The sequence below is a fragment of the Arthrobacter livingstonensis genome (assembly GCF_003219815.1).
GTDB classification, from domain to species: Bacteria; Actinomycetota; Actinomycetes; order Actinomycetales; family Micrococcaceae; genus Specibacter; species Specibacter livingstonensis.
In genome coordinates this window covers 49,052-71,788 of the sequence record NZ_QJVD01000011.1, presented here as the reverse complement: position 1 = coordinate 71,788, position 22,737 = coordinate 49,052, and the positions used below count along the sequence as shown (strand labels likewise).

General features: G+C 66.2%; 15 protein-coding genes and 1 pseudogene. 5 read left to right on the top strand and 11 right to left on the bottom strand.

Features of this window, described 5'->3' with window-relative positions; all coding sequences use genetic code 11:
- The first annotated feature begins 6 nt into the window (after positions 1 to 6).
- Positions 7 to 2,172, top strand: coding sequence for a Stk1 family PASTA domain-containing Ser/Thr kinase (locus CVV68_RS11675; RefSeq protein WP_110501177.1), 2,166 nt, complete (start codon positions 7 to 9; stop codon positions 2,170 to 2,172).
- A gap of 33 nt (positions 2,173 to 2,205) precedes the next feature.
- On the opposite strand, the gene CVV68_RS11670 is transcribed toward CVV68_RS11675, so the two are convergent.
- Together CVV68_RS11670 and CVV68_RS11665 are read right to left on the bottom strand one after the other, a co-directional pair.
- Complete coding sequence (locus tag CVV68_RS11670) at positions 2,206 to 3,603, bottom strand: class II 3-deoxy-7-phosphoheptulonate synthase (RefSeq protein ID WP_110501176.1); 1,398 nt, start codon at positions 3,601 to 3,603, stop codon at positions 2,206 to 2,208.
- A 599-nt stretch (positions 3,604 to 4,202) separates the two neighbouring features.
- Positions 4,203 to 4,883 (bottom strand): annotated as a pseudogene (locus tag CVV68_RS11665) (lysophospholipid acyltransferase family protein); the annotation flags it as partial.
- A 185-nt stretch (positions 4,884 to 5,068) separates the two neighbouring features.
- Between CVV68_RS11665 and CVV68_RS11660 the strand changes: the two are divergent.
- Complete coding sequence (locus CVV68_RS11660) at positions 5,069 to 5,818, top strand: alpha/beta hydrolase (protein WP_110501175.1); 750 nt, start codon at positions 5,069 to 5,071, stop codon at positions 5,816 to 5,818.
- Positions 5,802 to 6,380, top strand: a complete 579-nt coding sequence (locus tag CVV68_RS11655; protein WP_110501174.1) for a hypothetical protein — start codon at positions 5,802 to 5,804, stop codon at positions 6,378 to 6,380. The genes CVV68_RS11660 and CVV68_RS11655 overlap by 17 nt, the downstream gene beginning before the upstream one ends.
- Before the next feature lie 36 nt (positions 6,381 to 6,416).
- Here CVV68_RS11655 and CVV68_RS11650 read toward each other — a convergent pair whose 3' ends face one another.
- Complete coding sequence (locus tag CVV68_RS11650; protein ID WP_110501173.1) at positions 6,417 to 7,484, bottom strand: ROK family glucokinase; 1,068 nt, start codon at positions 7,482 to 7,484, stop codon at positions 6,417 to 6,419.
- Between the two features lie 162 nt (positions 7,485 to 7,646).
- Between CVV68_RS11650 and CVV68_RS11645 the strand changes: the two genes are divergently transcribed.
- Entirely contained in the window at positions 7,647 to 9,461 is a 1,815-nt protein-coding gene (locus CVV68_RS11645; RefSeq protein ID WP_110501172.1) for an AMP-dependent synthetase/ligase, read from the top strand.
- Between the two features lie 90 nt (positions 9,462 to 9,551).
- Here CVV68_RS11645 and CVV68_RS11640 read toward each other — a convergent pair whose 3' ends face one another.
- From CVV68_RS11640 to gcvP, 3 genes are all read right to left on the bottom strand, one after another.
- On the bottom strand, positions 9,552 to 11,114 hold the full coding sequence (locus CVV68_RS11640) for a MinD/ParA family ATP-binding protein (RefSeq protein ID WP_245933486.1): 1,563 nt from the start codon (positions 11,112 to 11,114) through the stop codon (positions 9,552 to 9,554).
- A gap of 148 nt (positions 11,115 to 11,262) precedes the next feature.
- Positions 11,263 to 14,661, bottom strand: coding sequence for a pyruvate carboxylase (locus tag CVV68_RS11635; RefSeq protein ID WP_110501171.1), 3,399 nt, complete (start codon positions 14,659 to 14,661; stop codon positions 11,263 to 11,265).
- A gap of 349 nt (positions 14,662 to 15,010) precedes the next feature.
- The gene (gene gcvP, locus CVV68_RS11630; protein WP_110501170.1) at positions 15,011 to 17,920 is read right to left on the bottom strand and encodes an aminomethyl-transferring glycine dehydrogenase; all 2,910 of its coding nucleotides are present in this window, start codon (positions 17,918 to 17,920) and stop codon (positions 15,011 to 15,013) included.
- A 135-nt stretch (positions 17,921 to 18,055) separates the two neighbouring features.
- Here gcvP and CVV68_RS11625 point away from each other — a divergent pair, with 135 nt between their 5' ends.
- Positions 18,056 to 18,892, top strand: coding sequence for a ParA family protein (locus CVV68_RS11625; protein ID WP_110501169.1), 837 nt, complete (start codon positions 18,056 to 18,058; stop codon positions 18,890 to 18,892).
- A gap of 645 nt (positions 18,893 to 19,537) precedes the next feature.
- Here CVV68_RS11625 and CVV68_RS11620 read toward each other — a convergent pair.
- From CVV68_RS11620 to gcvH, 5 genes are all read right to left on the bottom strand, one after another.
- Positions 19,538 to 20,131, bottom strand: a complete 594-nt coding sequence (locus tag CVV68_RS11620) for a MerR family transcriptional regulator (RefSeq protein WP_110501168.1) — start codon at positions 20,129 to 20,131, stop codon at positions 19,538 to 19,540.
- A 268-nt stretch (positions 20,132 to 20,399) separates the two neighbouring features.
- Positions 20,400 to 20,909, bottom strand: coding sequence for a bifunctional nuclease family protein (locus CVV68_RS11615; protein WP_110501167.1), 510 nt, complete (start codon positions 20,907 to 20,909; stop codon positions 20,400 to 20,402).
- Complete coding sequence (ftsR, locus tag CVV68_RS11610; RefSeq protein ID WP_110501166.1) at positions 20,906 to 21,664, bottom strand: transcriptional regulator FtsR; 759 nt, start codon at positions 21,662 to 21,664, stop codon at positions 20,906 to 20,908. The genes CVV68_RS11615 and ftsR overlap by 4 nt, the downstream gene beginning before the upstream one ends.
- Before the next feature lie 16 nt (positions 21,665 to 21,680).
- Positions 21,681 to 22,163, bottom strand: coding sequence for an FHA domain-containing protein (locus CVV68_RS11605; RefSeq protein ID WP_110501165.1), 483 nt, complete (start codon positions 22,161 to 22,163; stop codon positions 21,681 to 21,683).
- A gap of 111 nt (positions 22,164 to 22,274) precedes the next feature.
- The gene (gene gcvH / locus CVV68_RS11600; protein WP_110501164.1) at positions 22,275 to 22,661 is read right to left on the bottom strand and encodes a glycine cleavage system protein GcvH; all 387 of its coding nucleotides are present in this window, start codon (positions 22,659 to 22,661) and stop codon (positions 22,275 to 22,277) included.
- Between the last annotated feature and the right edge of the window lie 76 nt (positions 22,662 to 22,737).

The window sequence follows — 22,737 nt, the reverse complement described above, 5'->3', positions numbered from 1 at the left end:
CGAAGGGTGCAAGACGAGCCGTTGGATCCCCTGATTGGGGCCACCATTGATGACCGCTACCTGGTGCTGGCCAAGGTCGCGCGCGGAGGCATGTCCACTGTCTATCTCGCCAAGGACATCCGGCTCAACCGCAACATTGCCCTGAAGATCCTGCACCCGCACCTGGCCACCGACAACGCGTTCATCGAACGGCTCCAGCGTGAGGCGTGGAGCGCGGCCAGTCTTTCCCACCCTCACGTGGTGCAAATTCATGACCACGGCGTCGGCGCGGCGCATGCGTACCTGGTGCTCGAATACATCGACGGGCACACCCTGCGTGAGGTCATCAATTCCAGCGCGCCACTCACCCCGCGGCAGGCCCTTGACCTGCTGGACCCCATCGTGGAGGGCCTGGCAGCTGCCCATGCCGCTGGGCTGGTGCACCGTGACGTCAAGCCCGAGAACGTGTTGATCTCCCGAAGCGGATGGGTAAAGATTGGCGACTTTGGTCTCTCCCGCGCCGTCACCACGACGACGAACACGGCGACACTGCTCGGCACGGTCGGGTACATAGCCCCGGAACTGGTCAATGGCGACGGCGGAGACGCACGCAGCGACATTTACTCCGCCGGGATCATGCTTTACGAGTTGCTGACCGGCGAACAGCCCTTCCGAGGCAAGATACCCATCGCCGTGGCGATGCAACACGTGCGTGACGACGCTCCCCCGCCTTCCGCTGCCGTGCCCGGACTGCCGGCGGAAATGGATGAGTTGGTCCGCTACATGACCGAAAAGGATCCCGACCACCGCCCCGCCAACGGTGCGTCCCTGTTGGAGGACCTGCGCCACATCCGCCGCACCCTGACACCGGAGGAACTTGACGCCGGCGGGACACGGCGGCATGGAAACCCTGCAGCCCTGTCTGCAGCGACACCCGGCAGCGCCGATACGGAAGCGCTGAGTGCCGCCGTGGACGGCTTCGCCACACCCTTGGGCAATCCAACTGAGGCAATCGACAACGGCGGTGCCGGCGACCAGGCCAACGGCACCACCGTCATCGACGCACCCCTCTATCCCACCAGCGTGATTCCCGCCGCCAACCGGCTTTACGTCGATGACGCAGCAGACACCGCAACGAACACCCCGCACTTCGGCGCGGCGGGCACGGAGTCCGGCGCCGGCGTCGACCATGAAAGTGCGGAAATCGCCCCGGCCGGCCTGTCCAAGCGGGAGGCGCGCGCGGCAGCAAAGGACCGCGCGAAGGCAGCCGCCCGGCCCATCACCACACTGGGCTCCGCACACCCACGTCGGCGTGCCGCCATCTGGATCCTGGTGGTGGCGGTGCTCGGACTCCTGCTGGCCGCGGCCGGCTGGTTCCTGGCTCTTGGGCCCGGCGCCCTCGCCACCGTTCCCAACGTGCACAACAAAACCGTCGGGCAGGCCCAGGTGCTGATTCAGGACCAGGGATTCGAGCTGGCCGCCACATCGGAGGTCTTCAACGAAAAGACCGCGGCGGGGCTGGTCGTGGACACGGATCCCACGGCCGGCACGGAACAGCGCAAGTTTCGCGGCGTGACGATCCTTGTCTCCCGGGGACCTGTCCTGTACCCGGTTGCCGCACTTGCAGGCAAGACACTGGCAGATGCCAAAGCGGCGCTGGCGGGCGGCCACCTTGCCGTTGGCGCCGTGGCGGAGGCGTTTGACGAGAAGGCCAAGGCCGGCACTGTGGTCAGCCAGAATCCCCAACCTGGCACCGAATTCCGGAGCGGCACGAAGGTAGACCTGGTGGTCTCCAAGGGGCCCAAACCCATCCCCGTGCCGTCGCTGGTGGGCAGGACCTCCGCTGATGCCCAGTCCGCCTTGAAGGGGGTGGGCCTGGTGGCTGCCGTGGCCCCCGACCAGGTCAACAGCGCCACGGTACCCGCCGGGTCCGTCGTGTCGCAGTCGCCGGGCGATGGAACGCTCACGGCCGGCGGCAAAGTCACGCTGACAATCTCCAAGGGACCCAAGATGGTCATGGTGCCGGACGTGGTGGGCAAGCAGGTTGACGCCGCCAGGGCCCAGCTCGAGGCCCTCGGCTTCAAGGTGAAGGTGGAAAACGTGTTCGGCGGCTTCTTTGGCACAGTCCGCTTCCAGGACCCCCAAGGCGTGGAGGCCCCTGAAGGCAGCACCGTAACCCTGCGGGTCATCTAGCCGGGTCTTCTCCGGCCGCCGGACCGCCGGGTACTACTTGTTCTGGCCCAGCGCCCCGGCGACGAGGAACGCCATTTCCAGGGACTGCTTGTGGTTCAGGCGGGGGTCGCACACGGACTCGTAGCCGGTCAGGAACGCTTCCTGGTCGACGGGGTCCGCGCCGCCCAGGCACTCGGCAACGTCGTCGCCGGTCATTTCCACGTGCAGGCCGCCCGGGAACGTGCCGAGGCCCTGGTGGACCTCGAAGAAGCCGCGGACCTCGTCGATGACGTCGTCGAAGTTGCGGGTCTTGTAGCCGTTGGGCGAGGTGACGGTGTTGCCGTGCATGGGGTCGGTCACCCACAACACCTGCGCTCCGGAGGCCGTGACCTTCTCCACCAGGTTCGGCAGCTTCTCACGGATGTTGGAGGCGCCCATGCGCGTAATGAAGGTGAGGCGGCCGGGCTCGCGGTTCGGGTCCAGCTTCTCGATCAGGCGCAGCGCGTCGTCCGGGGACGTGGTGGGGCCGAGCTTGACACCGATCGGGTTGCGAACACGGGAGAGGAAGTCCACATGTGCCTGGTCGAGGTCGCGGGTGCGTTCGCCGATCCACAGGAAGTGCGCGGAGGTGTCATACGGCGTTCCCGTGCGGGAATCGATGCGGGTCAATGCGCGCTCGTAGTCCAGCAACAGTGCCTCGTGGCTGGCGAAGAACTCAACGGTCTTCAGCGCCTCGAAATCGGCACCGCAGGAGGCCATGAACTTGATGGCCCGGTCGATGTCCTTGGCCAGCTTTTCGTAGCGGCTGTGCGCCGGGTTCGAGGTAAAGCCGCGGTTCCACTCGTGCACCAGACGGAGGTCCGCGAAGCCGCCCTGCGTGAACGCGCGAATCAGGTTCAGCGTCGACGCCGAGGTGTGGTACGCCCTGAGCATGCGGGATGCGTCGTGCTTGCGCGACTCCGGTGTGAATTCAAAGCCGTTCACGATGTCGCCGCGGTAGGCCGGCAGGGTAACGCCGTCGCGGGTTTCGTCGTTCGAGGAACGCGGCTTCGCGAACTGACCGGCCATGCGCCCCATCTTGATCACCGGCAGCTGCGCGCCGTAGGTGAGCACCACCGCCATCTGCAGGATGGTCTTGACGCGGGCACTGATCCTGTCCGCCGTCGCCGCCTCGAACGTCTCGGCGCAATCGCCGCCCTGCAACAGGAACGCCTTGCCCTGGGCAGCCTGTGCCAGGCGGGAGCGCAGCACATCCACCTCGCCGGCAAAGACAAGCGGCGGCAGGGCCGACAGTTCCTTGACGCTGGAGGAGAAAACGTCCGGATCGGACCAAGTGGGCTGCTGGGCGATGGGCAGTTCGCGCCAGTCGTCGAGGCCGGGATAAAAAGCGGCACCGGGGACGGAAGGGCCGGCTGCGGGTGCGGGTGTTGCTGGAAAAGTTAGGTCAGTCACCCCTCAAGACTATCCCCCGTCGCCGCCGGTCCGGGAACGCGTCCACGTCATGAGATCGGGGGCCCGCCTCCAGGGGAAGCACGACGCCGGAGCGTGCCTCAATGCTGACGGCCCACCCTGCGCCGGGACGGATCGGATGCCCCTCAATGGATTGCCGTGCCTGGAAGTTACGGCTGTGCCTTGTCCGGCGGCGTTGCGCTGCCGGCTGCTTTTGCGCCCGTTGCCTTCGTGCCCATTGCTTTCGTGGGTTCACCGGCCGCCTCGACGTCTGTTGCTTCGGTGCCAGCGGCATCCGGGCCCGGTTCGCGGACGGTGCCATTGCCCGGCTCGCCGCCGTCCTTAACGGCAACCCCGCCGCCCGAAACACTGCCGCCATGGAACGGATCCTGGAGGTCGTCCTCGGCCCGGAGGAAGGGAACCTTCGGCTCCACCTTGGCACCAATCACGGTGACGGTGCCCGGTGCCACGGTGGTGGACGGATCAATCCGCACGGCGTCGCCGGCCTTTTTGGCCGGTACGGCACCCTTGGCGACTTCCTCGGTCTTCGCGGCCGCGGGTTTCCCGACGCCGGCTTTAACGCCTGCTGACTTAGCCGCCTTCTCAGCAGCGATCCTGTCCTTGACCGTGCCGGCGTAGGAGTCAACATACTCCTGCCCGGAGAGACGCATGAGCTCGTACATGATTTCGTCGGTCACCGAGCGCTGCACGAACCGGTCGTCGTGCAGGCCCTGGTAGCGGCTGAAGTCCATGGGCTCGCCAAAGATGACGCCCAGGCGGCGTATGTTGGGGATGCGCCGGCCGATGGGCTGGACCTTGTCCGTGCCAATCATTGCCACAGGAATCACTGGCACGTTGGCGGTGAGGATCAGTTTGGCTACACCCACCTTGCCCCGGTACAGCCGGCCGTCGGGGCTGCGCGTGCCTTCCGGATAAATGCCCAGCAGGCCGCCGCCGTTGAGCACCTCGACGCCGGTCTGCAGGGAATTGGCGGACGCGGAGCCGCCCGAACGGTCCATGGGCAGCTGGTTGGTCAGCTTGAAGAAAGCGGCCGTGAGCCGCCCCTTGAGGCCGCGTCCGGTGAAGTAATCACTCTTGGCCAAAAACACGACGGGGCGCGGCACCATCAACGGCATGAAGATGGAGTCCGAAAAGGAAAGGTGGTTGCTGGCCAGCACGGCCGGGCCGTCCAGGGGGATGTTATCCAGGCCCTTCGTCCAAGGGCGGAACAGGACTTTGAGGACCGGTCCGAGGAAGATCTTCTTGAGCACCCAATAAATCACTGTAAAGTTCCTCTCCGGCGCGGCCGGTTTGCAGCCAGGGGTGATCAATGCTTTCACCCGCATCGAACGTAACAACAGTAGTCTAGTAAGAGAGGCACCCCGGGTCGTTACGTCGGTGCACTGCGCCTTTGGTGTGGGCGCCGGATTGGTGCATATACTCATGGCACCTGACTTATGGAGGCCCCATGGCGACCGCGCAATCGTTCCGCTCCGGCGGGCACGGCAGTTTGGCACGGGTCGGTGTGGCGGTCAGCCACGGATTCACCGGCTCCCCCGTCAGCATGCGGCCCTGGTCGGAATTTCTGGCCGACGCCGGTTTCGCCGTCAACATGCCGCTGCTGGCCGGCCACGGAACGACGTGGCAGGATCTTTCCCGGACCCCGTGGGAGCACTGGTACCGCGACTTTGAGGCCGCCTACCTGGAGCTCTCCTCCCGCTGTGACACCGTCTTTGTGGCAGGCCTGTCCATGGGCGGTGCCCTCGCCTTGCGGGTGGCGGCCAAGCACGCAGTGGCCGGAATCGCCCTCGTCAACCCCGGCCTGACGTTCAGCGACCGCCGGGCCCGGTATTCGGGCCTGTTGAAGCACGTGCTCAAAAGCGTCTCGGCCATAGGGGACGACATCAAGGCGCCGGGCATCACCGAGGGCGCCTATTCGCGCACACCCGTGGCCGCCGTCCATGAGCTGTCCAAGCTGTTCACCGACACCATCCCGCTGCTGCCCCGCGTCACGGCCCCGGCCCTGGTCTTCCGCTCCACCGTGGACCACGTGGTGCCCGAATCGAGCATGGATGCGCTGAGGGCCGGTCTCGGCTCACAGGAGTTCACTGTGGTGTCGCTGTCCAACAGCTACCACGTGGCCACGCTGGACAACGACGCACAGCAGATTTTTTCCCAGTCCAGCGACTTCTTCCGGAGGCATGCAGGTGCAATCTGACCACGGACACGACACGCCCAGCACAGGGGGAAACGACGGCGATGAGGCCGTCTGGCTCGACCTGGTGGCCCGGCTCGAGGAACCGGGCGACAGCTTCATGGACAGCCCGCCCGGCAGCGGCACCTCCGACGGCGGTGCTCCAGTGGAAGGGGCCGGCCGAGGGGACGGCCGTGCCGCCCAGGGCGTCGACGACTTCGATCCCCTGGGGGTGTGGCGCCAGCAGAGTGCGGCTGCACCGGAAGAAGCCGACTACACCCGGGCCACGGGCGCTGGCGGCTCCGCGGCCACGGGACCCAGGGACTACGACGACGAGGACCTCGATGAGGTATTTGTCCCGGAGGACCTGCCCAGCCTGGCCGGCGCCAATCCAGCCATCATGCTCTCTTGGATCGGGGCAGCCGGCGGGCCCATTTTTCTGGTGCTCGCCGCAATCTTCTGGCGCGGCATGCCGCTGCTTGGCGTCATCGGGGTCATAGCTGCCTTCCTGGCCGGCACGGGCTACCTGATCTACCGGCTGCCGAACAACCGCGACCACGACAGCGGCGACGGCGCCGTGGTTTAGGCCGCTCTCCCACCTGCCTGCACTTTTTCGTTGCGCCTAGCCGCGGGCCCTGCCGTCGCGGCCCCTTCGGCCGCGCCGGACGCCGAGCCGGTGGGACCGGCGGACCCGGGAGAGGTCCGCGGCACCGATCAGCCCGGCCGCCGGTCCCAGCTCGGCTCCCACAATGTAGGCCTCCTGGCGGAATCCCCGGCCGGTCAGGTTTTTGGCGTATGCCCGACGGGTCGGGGCCAGAAGCAGGTCCCCCGCCGCGGAAAGTCCGCCGCCAATAACGAACAGGGCCGGGTCCAGGGCTGCCGCAAGATTGGCGATGCCCAGTCCCAGCCAGTCCCCCACTTCCTCCACGAGTTCCCTCGAGGTAGCCTCGCCGGCCAGTGCCAGTTCCGTCACCACTGAGCCTGTGATGTCTTCCGCCTGGCCATTGACGGCGGCCAGCAGTTCGGTGGCCATGGGCGACTTTGCCCGGGCCAGCTCCCGTGCTTCCCTGCCCAGCGCGTTGCCCGAGGCGTACTGTTCCCAGCAGCCGCGGTTGCCACACTCACAGCGGTGCCCGCCGGGCATGATGATCTGGTGCCCGAATTCCCCCGCCATGCCAAAGCTGCCGCGTTCAACGCGCCCGTCCACCACCAGCGCACCACCGATCCCAGTGCCCAGTGTCAGGCAGACCAGCCGGTCGTGGCCGCGTCCGGCCCCAAAGCGCCATTCGGCCCATGCGGCGGCGTCGGCGTCGTTCGCCAGCGTGACCGGGCGGTACAGCAGGGATTCCAGGTTTTTGCGCAAGGGCTCGTTGCGCCAGGCCAGGTGCGGGCTGAACACGACGGTGCCGCCGTCGAGGTCCATCCATCCGGCGGCCCCGATGCCCACACTCCGCAGCTCGTGCCGGGACCCAAGTTCGCGCACCAGTTCAACGATCACGGCTTCGACGGCGCGCGGATCCCGCCCTGGCGTGTCCCGCCGAAGTTCCTCGCGGATGTTGCCCAGGCCGTCCACCACGCCGGCGGCGACTTTCGTCCCACCAATGTCTATGCCCAGCGCCAAGCTGCCGCCGACGGCCGCCCGTCCCGGAAATCGCAGGGTTGGGCTGAAGACGGGGCGAGGTTGTTGCATTCCACGATTCTAGCCACCCCGGCAGCGGCACCGCCGAATTGAATGTGTGATCCAAACGACATAATGTTACTGGTGAGTAACTTATTCGGTCCGTCTGACTGCAGCGTGCGCCGGATAGAGTAAGGCCAAGCCATGCTTGACTGTCATATCGAAGGAGCCAAAGTGCGCGAGATTACCGTTCCGGCCCAGGTGGTCAGCCCCCGGACCATGAACACCACAGACTTTGTGTTGCGCCAGGCACGGCTGGAGACAAATCCCCCCTTGTTCTCGCGCCGCAACGCGGACAACGTCTGGGTTGACATTTCGGCCAAGGAGTTCCATGCCGACGTCTGCGCCATCGCCAAGGGCCTGATCGCCTCCGGCATCCAGGTGGGCGACCGCGTGGGCATCATGGCCCGCACCCGCTATGAGTGGTCGCTGGTCGATTTTGCCATCTGGTTTGCCGGCGCCGTATCCGTGCCGATCTACGAGACCTCCTCTCCGTCGCAGGTGGCCTGGAACCTGGGCGATTCCCAGGCGGTGGCCGTCATTGCCGAAACGGCCGCCCATGAAAATGTGATCCGCCAGGCCGCCCAGAACGAGGGCCTGACAACGCTCAAGGACGTATGGCAGATGGACGGCGACGGTCTGGACGCCCTGCGCGACGCCGGCCGCGACGTGGCCGACGACGTCCTGGAGGTCCATCGCACCTCCAACGGCCTCGACGACGTCGCCACCATCATCTACACCTCCGGCACTACCGGCCGCCCCAAGGGCTGCATGCTCACGCACCACAACTTCGTGGAACTGAGCGAAAACGCACTTGCAGTGCTCGGGAGCAGCGTGGTTGCACCGGGCTCGCAAACCATCATGTTCCTGCCGCTGGCCCACGTTTTCGCACGTTACATTTCCGTGCTGGCAATCGCCGGCGGCGCCAAGGTGGGGCACACCCCCGACATCAAGAACCTTCTCCCGGACCTGCAAAGCTTTAAGCCCACGTTCATCCTGGCCGTGCCGCGGGTCTTTGAAAAGGTGTACAACTCCGCCGCACTCAAGGCCGAAGGCGACGGCAAGGGCAAGATCTTTGCGGCGGCCGCCCAGACAGCCATCGACTTTTCCCGGGCCAGCCAGGGGGGCAGGGTGCCGATGGTGCTCAAGGCCAAGCATGCCCTGTTCGACAGGCTGGTCTATGGGAAGCTCCGTGCGGCCATGGGCGGCAACGTCCGCCACGCCGTCTCCGGCGGAGGCCCGCTGGGCGAACGACTGGGCCACTTCTTCCAGGGCATCGGCCTGCAGATCCTGGAGGGCTACGGACTGACAGAGACCACGGCCCCGATCACCGTCAACCGCCCCGAGCGCATTAAGATTGGCACCGTGGGCGCCCCGCTGCCGGGCAACGCGGTCAGGATTGCCGACGACGGCGAGATCCTCGCCCAGGGCGTGTGCGTCATGAAGGGCTACTTTGGCCGCGACGACCTCACCGAGGAAGCCTTTGTGGACGGCTGGTTCCGCACCGGGGACATTGGCGAGCTCGACGACCAGGGCTTCCTGAAGATCACCGGCCGGAAAAAGGAAATCATCGTCACGGCCGGCGGCAAGAACGTGGTTCCCGCGCTGCTGGAGGACCAGATCCGTGCCGACGCCATCGTCTCCCAATGCCTGGTCCTCGGCGACAACCGCCCGTTCATCGCCGCCATTGTCACCTTGGATGAGGAAGCACTGCCGCAGTGGGGCCGGCACCACGGCCTGCCCGAGGGCATCACGGTGGCCCAGGCAGCGAAGGAACCGGCCGTCCTTGACGCCGTCCAGCGTGCCGTCGACAAGGCCAACGGATCCGTCTCCCACGCCGAATCGATCAAGTCCTTTCGCATTGTCGATACCGACTTCACGGAAGGCTCCGGCCACCTGACGCCGTCCCTGAAGGTCAAGCGCGCCCAGGTCCTGAAGGATTTCGACGCAGTGGTGGAAGAGATTTACACGGCCAGGAAGCCTGCATAAGGGCAAGAGCGCCCCGCGGCGGACAAGAGTTATCTCGAAACTCGCCGAGGAGTGACACTCGAGGCGGGAACGACGGTGCCTTTCGGGGCTTTAGGAGCGCTGAAGCTCCGTCACGACCAGTGCCGCCAATTGCTTCGCGGCCAGCCTGGTCGCGGGCCGCAGCTTGGCCACTTCAACCCTCGAGCCTTCAGCCAGGTGCTTGTCATACGGGATGCGCAGCACGTTCCTGACCCGGGACTTGAAGTGTTCCTCAATCTGGTCGATGTCCACCTGGGTTTCCCCGCTGGACATGTTGATGACCACGATGGCGTTGGCGACCAGGTCAACACGGCCGTGGGCCTCCAGCCACGACAATGTCTCCGACGCAAGCCGCGCCTCGTCCACGCTGCCGCCGGAAACCAAGACCACGGCGTCGGCCTTCTCCAGCGTCCCCTTCATGACCGAATGCACCATGCCGGTGCCGGAGTCGGTGAGCACAATGGAGTAGTACTTGCTCAGGATGTCGGTGACGGCGCGGTAGTCGGAGTCGTCGAAGGCATGGGCCACCGTGGGGTCGGTGTCGCTGGCCAGCACGTCAAGCCGGGAGCCGTCGCGGGCCACATAGTTCGACAGCTGCGAGAACGATGTCACGTTGAAGCGGTCCTTGACCAGGCTGCGGGCGGTGAAGTCGGCGCTGCCCGGCGAGCGGTCCGAGAGCGTGCCGCGGTCAGGGTTGGCATCCATGGCGATGACGCGGTCCTCGCGGGTGTCGGCCAGCACCATGCCGAGCAAGGTGGTGACGGTGGTCTTGCCCACGCCGCCTTTGCGGGAAAGCACGGGGACAAATCGGGTGTGGTCGCCCAGGCGGGAGGCAATCAGGTTTTCCTGTGCGCGTTCCAGCCGGACCTTGTCCGAATCCCCCACATTGACCGAGCCAAAGCTCGCCTTGAACAGCCACAGCCGCCAGCCGCCCACGGGAGGCGCGGCGGCCTTGTTTAGCAGGCGGTCGCTGGTCAGCGCCGCAGCCGGCTCGGGGCCGTCCTCGCGCTGGCGTCGCGGGCTGGCCCCCGGAGGGCCTCCCCCGTCCACGGCCGCCGCAGGGGCGTCCTCGTAGTCGGCCTCGTAGGCGGTTGGGGATTCATGGCCGGCCGCGGCCGGCAGCGGGAACGCCAGGCCGTCATCGTCCTCCCGCGGCGCCACGGTGGACTGCGGCATGCCGGGGGCCATGGTGGGTTGGGCGGGGATGGACACCGGCGTGACGGGCGCAAGTGTTTGCACCGCGCCGGTAAATGCAGGGTCGGTGGTGGCGGTGGCCAGGTCTAGCGCGGAGCCGTCCGCCCCTGACGGGCCCGTCGTGATGGTTACAGTCGGCACCGCGGCGCCGGTCGATGGCGGCACATTTGATTCCGGGCCTGCTGATTCCGGATCTGCGTTTTTCGACGCGTGGCCCTCGGTCCCGTCGCCATCCGGCGCGTCAGCCGCCGTGTCAGCGGCGCCATCCGGCGCGTCAGCCTCCGTGTCAGCGGCGGCGGACCCTGCTGCTTCGTCGGAAGCACCGTCGTGGGAAAGGTCCGTGCCATCGGTGCCAGCCGCCGCCGGGATGGCCTCGGCGGGGCCGGCCTCCCCGGTCACGGCTGTATCGGTCTCATCCGGCCTGCTGTTCTTGTTCGCCATGTCTGCCTTACCCACTAAAACGCCGCCGCGGCCGGAAAGGGATTTTCCCGGCCGCGGTTGCGGAACTCATTGATTTTTAGTCTAGCGCAGCGCTGTGGTGCCGCCACCGGCGGCGAAGGGAAGAACCCGGTCAAAAAGGACCTGTGCCCTAGCCCTCGATCACCACCAGCAGGTCCCCGCCCTGTACCTGTGCCACGCCGCCCACGGCGAGCCGGGAAACGGTGCCGCCCACCGGCGTCGTGATGGAGGCCTCCATCTTCATGGCCTCAATGGTAGCGACGGTGGCCCCGGCCTCCACGACATCGCCCACGGCAACCTTGAGGCTGACAGCACCGGCAAACGGTGCGGCGACATGACCGGCCACGCCTTCGTCCGCCTTTTCCGCGGCCTTGACAGTGCTTTCTACGCTGCGGTCGCGCACCACCACCGGTCGGCTTTGGCCATTGAGCTTGCACGTGACGGTGCGCATGCCCCTTTCGTCCGCTTCGGAGACGGTTTCCAGGGAGACGATCAGGCGCACTCCCTTGCCCAGCGGCATGACGTGCTCCTGGCCGCGCTGAAGTCCGTACAGGTAGTCACGCGTGTCCAGCACCGAGATGTCCCCGTACGTTTCGCGCACCGTGGCGAAATCCTTGGCGGGGCCGGCGAACAGCAGCCGGTTCAGGGCCGCACGCCGGGATTCGCTGTCTCCTGCGAGCTCTTCGCTGTCCTGCGGGCTCAGCGTGCCCATGCGTTCGACGACGGTGCGCCCCTGCAGTGCCTTGGTGCGGAACGGCTCCGGCCACCCGCCGGGAGGGGTGCCCAGTTCCCCACCAAGGAAGCCCACCACGGAGTCCGGGATGTCGTAGTTCTGCGGGTTTTCCTCGAAGTCGGCGGGGTCCGCCTTGATGCCCACCAGGTGCAGGGCCAAATCGCCCACCACCTTGGACGACGGCGTGACCTTCACCAGGTGCCCCAGGATCTTGTCCGCGGCCGTGTACATGTCCTCGATTTCCTCGAAGCGCTCGCCCAGTCCCAGTGCGATGGCCTGCTGGCGCAGGTTGGAGAGCTGACCGCCGGGAATCTCGTGCTGGTACACGCGGCCGGTGGGGCCCGCCAGACCGGATTCAAACGGGGCATACACGCGGCGCACTGCTTCCCAGTAGGGCTCCAGCGAGCTGATCGCGGCCAGGTCGATGCCGGTGTCGCGCTCGGTGTGCGCCAGAGCGGCAACCAGGGCCGAGGCCGAGGGCTGGCTGGTGGTGCCGGCCAGGGAAGCGGAGGCGACGTCGACGGCGTCGACCCCGGCATTGGCGGCCGCCATCAGGGTGGCGAGCTGGCCCCCGGCCGTGTCGTGGGTGTGCAGGTGCACGGGCAGGTCAAAACGGTCGCGCAGGGCCGTGACGAGCTTGGCCGCGGCGGCAGGGCGCAGCACCCCGGCCATGTCCTTGATGGCCAGGATGTGGGCGCCGGCAGCCACAATGCGGTCCGCCAAGGCCAGGTAGTAGTCCAGCGTGTAGATGGTTTCGGCCGGGTCCAGAAGGTCGCCGGTGTAGCACAGCGCCACCTCCGCGACTGCAGTCCCCGTGGCGCGGACGGCCTTGATGGCAGGCTCCATCTGGTCCACGTCGTTCAGGGCGTCAAAGATCCGGAAGATGTCAATGCCGCTGGCGGCGGCTTCGCGCACAAACGCGTCCGTGACCTCCGCCGGGTAGGGCGTGTAGCCCACGGTGTTGCGCCCACGCAGCAACATCTGCAGGCAGATGTTGGGCAGTGCCTCGCGCAGTTTGGCGAGGCGCTGCCAGGGATCCTCGCCCAGGAACCGCAGGGCGACGTCATAGGTGGCACCGCCCCAGGCCTCCACAGAGAGCAGCTGCGGGGTCAACACGGACACGGCCGCTCCGGCGGCAACCAGGTCCCTGGTCCGTACGCGGGTCGCCAGCAGGGACTGGTGGGCGTCGCGGAAGGTGGTGTCGGTGACAGCGACGGCGGTTTGGGCGCGCAGGGCTGCGGCAAAGCCCTCGGGGCCCAGTTCGGCCAGTTGCTGGCGGGATCCGGCCGGGGCTTTTTCCACGTCCACATCCGGCAGCTTGCGGGCCGGGTCATCATGGACCAGCAGCTCGCCGTGCGGCTTGTTGACAGTGACGTCCGCCAGCCAGGACAGCAGCTTGGTGCCGCGGTCGGAGGAAACGCGGGCGTGCAGCAGTTCCGGGCGTTCGTCGATGAAGGAGGTGGCGACGTCGCCGGCGTTGAAGGCCGGGTCCTCGAGCACCGCCTGCAGAAACGCGATGTTGGTGGACACCCCGCGGATGCGGAACTCGGCCAGGGCGCGGCGGGCACGGGAGACGGCCGTCTTGTAGTCGCGTCCGCGGCAGGTGAGCTTGACCAGCATGGAGTCAAAGTGCGGGCTGATTTCGGCGCCCGCGTAGATGGTGCCGCCGTCAAGCCTGATGCCGGCGCCGCCGGCGGAACGGTACGTGGTGATCTTTCCGACGTCGGGGCGGAAGCCGTTGGCGGGATCTTCGGTGGTGATGCGGCACTGCAGGGCGGCACCCTTGACGTGCACGGTGTCCTGGCTCAGGCCCAGGTCAGCGAGAGTCTCACCGGATGCTATCCGCAGCTGTGCCTGGACCAGGTCCACGTCGGTGATTTCCTCAGTGACAGTGTGTTCCACCTGGATGCGCGGGTTCATTTCGATGAAGACGTGCTGGCCCGCCCGCTCTCCCACGGTGTCCACCAGGAACTCGACGGTTCCAGCGTTGACGTAGCCCATGGCCTTGGCGAATTTCACGGCGTCGGCGTGCAGCGCCCTGCGGATGTTCTCATCCAGGTTCGGGGCCGGGGCGATCTCCACCACCTTCTGGTGGCGGCGCTGGAGGGAGCAGTCGCGTTCAAAGAGGTGGATGACGTTACCTTCGGCATCGGCCAGGATTTGCACCTCGATGTGGCGGGGGCGAAGCACGGCCTGTTCCAGGAACATTGTGGGGTCCCCGAAGGCGGCGTCGGCTTCGCGCATGGCTGCGTTGAGGGCCTCGGGAAGTTCCTCGCGGGTGTCCACGCGGCGCAGGCCGCGCCCACCGCCGCCGGCAACGGCCTTGGCGAAGATCGGGAACCCGATCTCGTCCGCCGCGGCGATCAGCGTGTCCGGGTCGGAGCTGGGCTCGCTGGACTTCAGCACCGGAATGCCAGCCTCGCGGGCTGCCTTGAGCGCCAGGAACTTGTTGCCGGTCATTTCCAGCACCGCGGCGGGCGGGCCCACGAAGGTGATGCCTTCGGCAGCGGCGGCCGCCGCCAGTTCGGGGTTCTCGGAAAGGAACCCGTAGCCGGGGTAGATGGCGTCCGCACCGGCTTCCTTGGCGACGCGGATCACCTCCGCCACGTCCAGGTAGGCGCGGACGGGATGCCCTTCCTCACCGATCAGGTAAGCCTCGTCGGCTTTCTGGCGGTGGATGGAGGTGCGGTCCTCATAAGGGAAAACGGCAACCGTCTTGGCGCCGAGCTCATAGCTGGCACGGAAGGCACGGATGGCAATTTCGCCACGGTTGGCAACCAGAATCTTGGAAAACATGTCACTCCTGTGTGAACGCTGGTTTGGCGGCCGCCGGCCGCTGTGGCAGCTGGCGGGCCGCTGGAAATAATGGTTCAGGAAATGTGGTTTGCACGGTCCAGTCAATGCACTGCACGGTAGTGCCACTGAATCGTTGCTGTAGAAAAAACTAAAGTGGTGTAAGTTTCACCCGGCCGCAGGCGGACCTCCAAATGCTGTGTCGCAAATCACGGCTCGCGGCCGTAACAAAAACGTCGCCGGGGTGGTGGGCCCACGCGCCCAAGGCCGAAACCAGAAGCGTTGGGCCCACAGCCCCGAGGGGCCCCAATTGCGGGTCGCTTGCGACCCGCAATTGGGGAGGGGCTGGGGACTAGAACACCTCCGCCAGTTCCTCAATGGACGGGCAGGAGCACACCAGGTGCCGGTCGCCGTAGGCCTGGTCAACGCGGCGCACCACCGGCCAGTACTTGGCGCGCGGATCCACGCCTGCGGGGAACACTGCCTCCTCCCTGCTATACGGGTGGTCCCATTCCCGGGTCAGGCTCTGCGCCGTGTGCGGGGCGTTGGCCAGCGGGTTGTCCTCCGCCGGCCACAGCCCATCCTGCACGGCGGAGATTTCCTTGCGAATGGCGATCATGGCGTCAATGAACCTGTCAAGTTCCCCCAGGTCCTCGGATTCCGTGGGCTCCACCATCAAGGTGCCGGCCACCGGGAACGACATGGTGGGGGCGTGGAAGCCGTAGTCGATGAGGCGTTTGGCCACGTCATCCACACTTACGCCGGAGTCGGCGCTAATCCCGCGCAGGTCCAGGATGCACTCGTGGGCCACGAGGTCGTGGGCCCCCGTATAAAGCACCGGGTAGTGTTCGCTGAGCCGGCGGGCAATGTAGTTGGCGGACAGGATGGCTGTCTGGGTCGCCAGGCGCAGGCCGTCCGGGCCCATCATGCGGATGTAGGCCCAGGAGATCGGCAGGATCGACGCCGAGCCGTACGGTGCGCTGGACACCAGGCCCACGGAGGAGTCAAGGCCCAGTTCGCGCGCCGGCAGGTGCTTGGCCAGGTGCGCGCCGACGGCGACGGGTCCCACGCCGGGTCCGCCGCCGCCGTGCGGAATGCAGAACGTCTTGTGCAGGTTCAGGTGGGAGACGTCGGCACCGAACTTCCCCGGCCGCGCCAGCCCGACGAGGGCGTTGAGGTTGGCGCCGTCAACGTAAACCTGCCCGCCGGCGTCGTGCACCATGGCGCAGATGGTGCTGATGGAGGTCTCAAACACGCCGTGCGTGGACGGGTAGGTGACCATGATGGCCGCCAAGCGGTGTTCGTGGACGCTGATCCGACGCTTGAGGTCGTCGATGTCGATGTTGCCGAAGCCGTCCGTGGCGACTGGGACCACCTTGAGCCCGGCCATGACGGCGGAGGCTGCGTTGGTTCCGTGGGCGGAGGTGGGGATCAGCACCACGTCGCGATCCGGGTTGCCGTTTTCCACATGGAAGGCACGGATGGCCATGAGCCCGGCAAATTCGCCCTGCGAACCGGCATTGGGCTGGACGGACACGGCGTCGTAGCCGGTGATTTCGGCCAGCCATTCCTCGAGCTGCGTGGCCATCTCCACCATGCCCACGGTGTCCGAGGCGGGGGCAAACGGGTGCAGCTCGGAGAACTCGGGCCACGTGATCGCGGCCATCTCGGCGGTGGCGTTCAGCTTCATGGTGCACGAGCCCAGCGGGATCATGCCGCGGTCCAGCGCATAGTCGGCGTCTGAGAGCCTGCGCAGGTAGCGCAGCATCTGGGTTTCCGAGTTGTGCGTGTGGAACACCGCGTTGGCCATGTACTCCGTGGCGCGTGCGGGTGTGGGAAGGTCGACGCCGGACGCATCCGCGGGCAGGTCCGTGGCCCGTGCGCTGTTCCCACCCGAGGGGGCCCGGCCGGCGAGCAGCCCGGCCAGCGCCGCCACGTCGGCTTCGGTGGTGGTCTCGTCCACGGCGATTTGCAGGTGTCCGTGGTCGATCTGGCGCAGCAGGTAGCCGGCAGTGTGGGCGGCGGCGACCAGTTCAGCCGCTGAGTGGCCGCTGCCGGCGGCAATGCGGATCTTCACGGTGTCGAAGAAGTTCCCGTGGACCACGGCATGTCCGGCGGCCGTTGCGGCGTCCGCGACGGCCAGTGTCAGTGCGTGGACGCGGGTGGCGATCTTTCGCAGTCCCTCGGGGCCGTGGTAGACGGCGTACATGCCGGCCATGACGGCCAGCAGCACCTGGGCGGTGCAGATGTTGGACGTGGCCTTTTCGCGGCGGATGTGCTGCTCCCGGGTCTGCAGGGCCAGGCGGTAGGCCTGGTTGCCGGCGGCGTCCTTGGACACGCCCACCAGGCGACCGGGCAGCGAACGCTCCAGCCCCTGGCGCACGGCCATGTAGCCGGCGTGCGGGCCACCAAAGCCCATGGGCACGCCGAATCGCTGGGAGGTGCCCACGGCCAGGTCGGCCCCCAGGGCGCCGGGTGATTCCAGCAGTGTCAGGGCCAGCAGGTCGGCGGCAACAGCCACCACTGCCTTGCGTTCCTTGGCGGCGGCAATGACCGGGGCAAGGTCTCGGACCAGGCCGGAGTCGCCCGGGTATTGCAGGAGGAGGCCAAAAAACTCAACGTCCGGCAGGGCGCCGTCGTCCGCAAAGTCGTGGACCAGGACGGGGATGCCCATGGCCTTGGCGCGGGTGTTGATGACGGCCAGCGTCTGGGGGAAGACGTCGGCGTCGACCAGGATAACGGCGTCGGGCGCGGCCGTGCGGTTGCTGCGACGCATCAGGGCCACGGCCTCGGCGGCGGCGGTGCCTTCGTCGAGCATGGAGGCGTTGGCGGTGACCATGCCGGTCAGGTCCGCGACCACTGTCTGGAAGTTCAGCAGCGCCTCGAGGCGGCCCTGGGAAATTTCCGGCTGGTACGGCGTGTAGGCGGTGTACCAGGCGGGGCTTTCCAGGACGTTGCGCTGGATGACACCCGGGGTGTGCGTGCCGTAGTAGCCCTGCCCGATGAAGGATTTGTTGACCGTGTTCTTAGCGGCAAGTGCCTTTAATTCGGCCAGCATGGCCTCCTCAGACACCGCCGCCTGCAGGCTCAGGGGCTCCGTTGTATAAATCGATTCGGGCAACGCAGCCGCCGAAAGCTCCTCCAAAGAAGCAAATCCAAGCGTGCTCAACATATGATGAACGTGGGGCTGTGCACCAACCCCAATGTGCCGGTCACTGAAAAGGGCAGACACAAAGCTGTTTGGGTGCTGGCTGCCGGCCATGCTGTCTGGGGTGTTTGTCAATGGGTTCTCCAAGTCGCGAACGTTCCACAGCTATTGTATGTGTCACCCGGACATGGCCCGGCACACGCAAACAGCCCATGATTCAAAACGCGACGCAAAGGTAATGGTTCATCCGTGCAAGTAGTGAGCATCAGCAGCCTCAAGGGCGGCGTCGGCAAGACGTCGGTCACACTCGGCCTGGCTTCGGCAGCACTGGCCGCAGGCATCCCCACCCTCGTGATTGACCTTGATCCCCATGCGGACGCCACCACCGGCCTGGGTGTCCACCCGTCCGGGCAGCTGGACATCGGCCGCATGATCAAGGGCTCCCGCAAGGCCGACCTCGCCGCCAATGTGGTTCCGTCCGGCTGGCTCGCGGCACATAAGCACGACGGCGCGCCGTTGCCCGTGCTGGACGTCGCCATGGGCTCCGCGTTCAGCGGCATCTATGACCGCCCCGATCTGGGCCGCCGTGACCTGCGCCGGCTGGCCACCATCCTGGCCAACGCCGACCGCGACGGGAAGGCGCCGTACCAGCTGGTGCTCATTGACTGCCCGCCGTCGCTGAACGGGCTGACCCGCATGGCGTGGACGGCCAGCAGCCGCGTGCTGCTGGTGGCCGAGCCCGGGCTGTTTTCCGTGGCCGGCACGCAACGCACGCTGCGCGCCATCGAATTGTTCCGCACCGAGTTTGCCCCGGCACTGGTGCCGGCCGGCATTGTGGCCAACCGGGTCCGCAGCGGCTCCAACGAGCACACGTACCGGCTCGGGGAGATGAAGACCATGTTTGGCGAGCTGCTGCTCTCCCCCACCATTCCCGAACAGGCCAACTGGCAGCAGATCCAGGGTGCCGCGCACCCCATCCACCAGTGGCCAGGCGATTCCGCCAGGAACTCCTCGGCCCTCTTTGACAAGCTGCTCGATTCCGTACTGACCCAGGGCGCCACGAGAAGCCGCCTCCACCGCGGCTGACTCCCGAGGTTTGGCGCGCTGCGGTTAGCGGGTTGCGGTTGCTGTTGCTGTTGGCGAGCTGAGGTTAGCGGGTTGCCGTTTGCCGCCGGCGGGCTGCGACGAATAATGCGCCCGTTCCCGCTTTTCGCCACCGCATTCCGAAACTTCCAATCAACATGTGACGGTCGGTGGCCGCTCCGGCCTCCCAGCCGCGCGGGCAGACTCGCCGCCGGGCGCCATGCTGCGACCATGACGATAGAACTGGGGGTCGCCGTTGGTACTGGGGTTACAACGCCTTTTCGGGAGCTAACACCAGTCGAAACGTGATGCTTGATGCCAACTTCCGACAAGACGTCAAGACTCCGGTGTCACAAAGGGCCCGCGCGCCACATATCACTCGAAAACGGCGCACCGCCCAAGAGCTCCCCGCCCGCTGGAGAACCGCGTACGCCCGACGACCCCGCGTCCGCCCGAGAACGGCAGCCACCCGTCAACCGTGATACGTGGATGACCCTTCTATGGTTCAAGTCAAGAGGGTTTGAAGTTTTCTGAAGAGTTGCCTGGCGATGAAACGTTTGAGGCAGCGGCGGATCTCCTTGATGCCCTTGCCCTCGGCGGTGCGCCGCGCAATGTGGTGCCGGAAACCGCCACAGGCGCAGCAGCTTCTTAGGAGATCTTTCGCTCCGCGCGGCGCTTGCTGAGCTCGTCGCCGGGAAAGGACTGGACGGGAGCGTGCTCGCTGGGAAGCGCAGCGAGGCTGCCTTCAACCTCGCGCCACACACGCCCCACGGCAATGCCGAACACGCCTTGGCCGCCCTGGACCAGGTCGATAACCTCGTCGGCAGAGGTGCATTCATAGACGGAGGCTCCGTCGCTCATAAGCGTGATCTGCGCCAGGTCCTCCACCCCGCGCTCGCGCAGGTGGTCAACAGCCGAACGAATCTGCTGCAGGGAAACACCCGTGTCCAGCAGGCGCTTGACAACCTTCAGGACCAGGATGTCGCGGAAGCCGTACAAGCGCTGCGAACCGGAACCGGCTGCTCCGCGTACCGCGGGCTCCACCAGGCCGGTACGGGCCCAGTAGTCCAGCTGGCGGTAGGTGATTCCGGCCGCCTTGCACGCAATGGGTCCACGATAGCCGGCATCCTCGTCCAGAACCGGCAGATCCTCGGTGAAAAGCAGCCCCTGCGCACCTGCCCTGAGGGCGGTGCCGGGGACCGCAACGGCGTTGAGCTCGCCGGCGTCACTCTTCGGACTCACGTGGATCCTCCTGTTCGCGGTCCCCTGAACGGATAGCCGGCCAATGGGCGGGCGCAACACGATTGGTAAGGGCTCAGGGGCCCTGACCTCCAGTGTGACTGCACCAGCCACAGCTTGCAATGGGGAACTAATTACTTCGACGTTAGAACGGCGCGGGACCAAGGTCAAAGACGTCAACAAAACAATTTTGCCGTGTCGAAAGTTTCAGCCTCAGGTTTAACGTTAGGCACCCTCGGCAATATGCCGCGCGGCACAGCCAGGACCATGGCTATTTGTCGAAATCCTCGGGTTCCACGTCGTTGAGGAACTCGCGGAACTGGCGCACTTCGCGCTCCTTGGCCTCGGCGTCGTCATCCACGGTTTCGGAGGAATCGTGCTCGTCGTGGTCGGCAATGAGCACTCCGGCTTCCTCGACCAGCGGCTCGGACGCCCAGATGGAGCAGCCGGCACGCTGTGCCACGGCGATCGCATCCGAAGCCCGAGAGCCGACGGTGGTCCCGTCGTCAAACAGCAGCTCCGCGTAAAACACACCGTCTTGGACCTTGGTCAGGTTCACGCGCACTATCCGGTGGCCCAGTGCGGCCACCACGGCACACAAGAGGTCGTGGGTGAGCGGCCGCGGCGGCACCACGCCCTGTTCGGCCAGGGCGATGGCCGTGGCTTCCGAAGCCCCGATCCAAATGGGAATGTGACGTTCGCCCAGCCGTTCCTTCAAGAGGACCAGCGGCTGGTTGGACGGCATTTCAATGCGGACGCCGACGATCTCAACCTCGATCACGGGGCCTCCATGGAAGAGATCTTCGATTGCACCAGCGCGCTGTGCAGGCTCAGGCAGAGTTCGGCAATCTCCCTCGCGGCCTCCGCTGCACGCGCTGCGGAGGTACTGTCCCGGCGGGATGACAGCGGTGCCACAGCGCGTTCCACCAGGCCAAACTCACGGTCCGCCGCCGCCTGGAAGGGACGCAGATGGCGCGGTTCCAGGCCGTGCGCCGCCAGGTCGGTGCAGGCCTTGGCAACGCGCAGGGCATGGTCGTCAAAGCTGCCACCATGCATCTCCACCAAGCCGTAGCTGACCATGGCATCGAGCAGCTCGGCGCTGGCCCCGCATTCGGCCCGAAGCTGCTCCGCAGTGAGCCTGCGCGACCGGCCCTTGAGTTCGACGGCGAGTTCGTCCGAAACCATCCGGGGCGCGATGGACACACCCGGGGGAAGGTTCTTCGGCGCCTCCCCCTGGTCTATGGCGTCCAGGTACTCCCGGATCACCTTCAGCGGCAGGTAGTGGTCGCGCTGGAGTGCCAGCACGAAGCGCAGCCGTTCCACGTCCGCCTCACGGAACTGGCGGTAGCCGGCCGGTGTCCGTTGCGGGGCGATCAGCCCCTTTTCCTCGTAAAACCGAATCTTCGACGCCGTTACCGAGGGGAAGTCGTCCGTCAGCTGGGCCAGGACCTCGCCGATGTTGAAAATGACGGCAGCGCCGGGCCGGCGGCTGCTGGACTGCACGTCCACCAGCCGCCTGCCGGCGCCATGGTTCATACTCGCCACGTGGCCCTCAGGAATTCGTGGCGGCGTCTGCGGTACTGAAGTAGTACGTCAGGCGGAACTTGCCGATCTGCACCTCGTTGCCGGTGCGCAACAGCACGGAATCCACGCGGTCGCCGTTCACATACGTACCGTTCAGGCTGCCGGAGTCGGTGACTTCAAATCCGCCGTCAACCTTGAAGAACTGCACGTGCCTGCGGGATACAGTCACATCGTCGAGGAAGATGTCTGCATCCGGGTGCCGTCCCACGGTCGTCACCGCACTGTCCAGCAGGAAGCGCGCCCCGGCGTTGGGACCTGCGTGGGCAATTAACAGTGCCGAACCTGCCGGCAGCGAGTTCACCGCGTTTTGCTCGTCAAGTGCCAGGGCCGGCGTCTGGACGGGACCGCGTTGGACCGGAGGCAGCTGAATGGACGTGGTGTCTGAAGCACCCGGCTGATCCTGGGAATCCGCCTGACCATTCACTCCGGCGTCGTTACCCGTGTCAACCATTGGTACTCCTCCTTTAATTTCGTAGACAAAGACTGTGCATAAAAAGAACATAAGCCGCCCGGCTGGAAATCCACTGGGGTACCGGCACGGGCCTGCAGGCGTTCCTAACCTCTAGCCTACCTTTTCCTGATACGCGGCTGCGCTGAGCAGGGATGCGTGCGTGGTGGCGTCGGCCAGCGTGATTTCCATGAGCCAGCCCGCGCCGTAGGGATCCGAGTTGATCAGCGACGGATCGGCGTCCAGGGCGTCATTTCGTGCCGTGACGGTGCCGGTCAGCGGTGCGTAGATGTCGCTGACGCTCTTGGTGGACTCCACCTCGCCGACGACGGTGTCCGCGGTGACAGCCGTTCCGGCGTCGGGCATCTGGACGTAGACCACATCGCCCAGGGCGTCCTGCGCGAAGTCGGTGATGCCAACCCGGACCACGCCGTCCGCGTTCGGGGCACCAACCCATTCGTGTTCGGCGGTGTAGGACAGTTCTGCGGGAATGTTGCTCATGGGGCGCACCTTTCAAACGTTCATCGCGGCAGGCGAGGAATGTGAAGTTGTAAACAAGACGTTGTAGACAAGATGT

Excerpts from the sequence above, each read along its gene's own strand:
- CVV68_RS11660 (WP_110501175.1), top strand. The coding sequence starts at position 5,069 with ATGGCGACCGCGCAATCGTTCCGCTCCGGCGGGCACGGCAGTTTGGCA.
- CVV68_RS11605 (WP_110501165.1), bottom strand. The coding sequence starts at position 22,163 with ATGGTTGACACGGGTAACGACGCCGGAGTGAATGGTCAGGCGGATTCC.
- CVV68_RS11635 (WP_110501171.1), bottom strand. The coding sequence starts at position 14,661 with ATGTTTTCCAAGATTCTGGTTGCCAACCGTGGCGAAATTGCCATCCGT.
- CVV68_RS11640 (WP_245933486.1), bottom strand. The coding sequence starts at position 11,114 with ATGGCGAACAAGAACAGCAGGCCGGATGAGACCGATACAGCCGTGACC.
- gcvH (WP_110501164.1), bottom strand. The coding sequence starts at position 22,661 with ATGAGCAACATTCCCGCAGAACTGTCCTACACCGCCGAACACGAATGG.
- ftsR (WP_110501166.1), bottom strand. The coding sequence starts at position 21,664 with ATGAACCATGGCGCCGGCAGGCGGCTGGTGGACGTGCAGTCCAGCAGC.
- CVV68_RS11655 (WP_110501174.1), top strand. The coding sequence starts at position 5,802 with ATGCAGGTGCAATCTGACCACGGACACGACACGCCCAGCACAGGGGGA.
- gcvP (WP_110501170.1), bottom strand. The coding sequence starts at position 17,920 with ATGGCCGGCAGCCAGCACCCAAACAGCTTTGTGTCTGCCCTTTTCAGT.
- CVV68_RS11650 (WP_110501173.1), bottom strand. The coding sequence starts at position 7,484 with ATGCAACAACCTCGCCCCGTCTTCAGCCCAACCCTGCGATTTCCGGGA.